Here is a 2,099-nt window from a genome sequence, read left to right as displayed (position 1 = left end):
TTAGAGCGAGCCATAGGGAGAAAAGTACCATTTTTCTTCCTGGTGGTTGAAAGCGAAGCACCGCATGGTGTTGCGCTTTACGAAGCCGGTGTAGAGACTATGGAGACAGGGCGGATCAAATACCGTGCTGCCCTCCAGATGCTTCAGTGGTGCCGTGAGAAAAACCAATGGCCTAGTTACCAACCGTTCGGCGATGCGGAAGTGATAAACGTCTCGAATTTTCAGAAAAACCTCACTGACGACTTTCTTTAATACCAAATCCCGGCGCCATGTGGTGCTGGGTACAATTCAAGGATATATATGTTCAATAAAATTGCATTGATTTTAATCGCTGCAGTCCTAACAGGCTGCGCTTCAACACCTTACAGCACGATTAGCAACAAATACACAGCGCGTGTTGTGGAAGGCCCTGTTGTGTCAACGCGAGTAAGGCCCCCAGATGGCACTAACGAAGTGCGTGTGGCTGACACCGCAACGACTGCAATTGCTGCCAACAACGTGGGCAACGCTTCGGTTATGAAGGGGCTTGTTGTTTTCGATGTAATCTCGATTCTCACCGAAGACAAGGGTCCCCGTAAGTTTTATCATCCCATGGAGATGTACACCGTCTCCGATGACAAAACCGGTGAACTGTTCGAAGTTCCGAAGGCAGATATGTATGTTTTCGGAGTGGACATGGCCGAAGTAGGAGATCGACTGCGAGTGATCGTATCGAAGTCAAAAAAAGTAACGGTTTACAATCTGACCAAAAACCCTGAACTGGAAGAAAAAACCAGGTGATAGTATTTTATGAAACGACCCAGCATGTAGGCTGGGCGTTTTCTCAAGCATCTAAGAGGTGCTTCAGAAAACGAAAATTGTTCCGTCCGAAGTAATTTCTGACGTACAACATTCCCAGTTGGGGGAATTCAAACATCCAGCAATCAACCGCGTGAAAACGCATTTCAACCCAACGGGGTCACCATCCCGTTGGGGGTGGTGACCCCTTTTTATAAGGAAGTCACAATGAGTCAAGCATTCTAGGCGGTTCGCCAAAAACAGGATCCCACGGCTCGACAGGACTACTCCTTTCCGGCTTTCCTGGAACGGAGCAAGTATGAGATGGCCAAGGCACTGCCCCATCACATCAATCCGGATCGAATGAGCCGGATTGACGATGGTGCTTTCACGCGAGACGCTGAGAAGCACACGCCACCCTTTGCTCGAACTCCCTCAGCTTCGCCTCAAACGGCTCTAACGCATCCTTGGGCGCCTCCGGCTGCGACAGCCCCAGCCAATCCCGGATCTGCTGTGGCTCTAGCTGACCCTTGTTGACGAGCTCGTTGACCATTCGAAGGTAGATATCCCGGCTTTCAGCGAGCAGGACCTGCGCACGCTCGTACTGGTTCTGTAGCCCGGCCTCAATTTCCGCATTGGTACTTGCCACATCGGTATTGATGTTCTCCCCGGCCTCCGTGCTGACATCCACATGGCTGATGCGCTCGCCAAACGCGGCATGTCGAATGAAGGCGGTCATTTGCTGTGTGGCCAGCTTGAGATCGCTCTCACTGCCTGAACTGAGCGACTCCTTGCCGAACACCATTTCCTCGGCAGCGCGGCCTGCCAGCGCAACACACACCGCATCGAGCAGATTGCCGCGGGTTTTGACTTTGAGCGCATTGAAGCTGTTGTAGCCTCCGGAGAAGGTCGCCATGTTGATGCGAATTTCCAGCGGTGCCTGCTGGAACAGCAAGGCGTAAATCAATCCATGCCCCGCTTCGTGCACCGCCAGAATCGCCCGCATGTCTGGATCGTTGCGCTGGCGCAGCTTGTTGATCTCAAACGCTACGGGTACGGTATGTATCCGGTGGCCCCATCGCGAGATCAGTAGCCCGGCATCTGGGTCGACATCGATGGTCAGCTCCTCACCTGGCCCGGCGCCCTGCTCCAGCGCCCAGAGCGTGAAATCCACCAGAGGTGCACTCATCAAACCATGCACGGAAGAAAATACCGGACGGGTGCCCTGGGTCGGAAACACCGAATTGGCGTAGATCTGCTCTTTGACCGCATCAGTCACTTCAAAGCGCAGCCCACTGGAGGCTTCGATTTCCTTCAAGTAT

Annotated in this window: 2 protein-coding genes and 1 pseudogene; 2 read left to right on the top strand and 1 reads right to left on the bottom strand. The window is 52.9% G+C overall.

The window, feature by feature from the left end; all coding sequences use genetic code 11:
* The coding region (locus tag KYG_RS23970; RefSeq protein ID WP_008906302.1) for a PD-(D/E)XK nuclease-like domain-containing protein at positions 1 to 252 on the top strand (252 nt) is incomplete at its 5' end.
* Between the two features lie 48 nt (positions 253 to 300).
* Positions 301 to 780, top strand: coding sequence for a hypothetical protein (locus KYG_RS24515; protein WP_139019414.1), 480 nt, complete (start codon positions 301 to 303; stop codon positions 778 to 780).
* Between the two features lie 385 nt (positions 781 to 1,165).
* Here KYG_RS24515 and KYG_RS17680 read toward each other — a convergent pair.
* A pseudogene (locus KYG_RS17680) lies at positions 1,166 to 2,099 on the bottom strand (peptidase M41); the annotation flags it as partial.

It is taken from the genome of Acidovorax sp. NO-1, assembly GCF_000238595.1.
Lineage (GTDB): Bacteria > Pseudomonadota > Gammaproteobacteria > Burkholderiales > Burkholderiaceae_C > Acidovorax.
Note: the sequence above shows the minus strand (reverse complement) of the source record. Positions and strands in the feature narration are given on the sequence as shown.

What these genes read in the sequence shown, in the direction of transcription:
- KYG_RS24515 (WP_139019414.1), top strand. Translation starts at nt 301, where the DNA reads ATGTTCAATAAAATTGCATTGATTTTAATCGCTGCAGTCCTAACAGGC.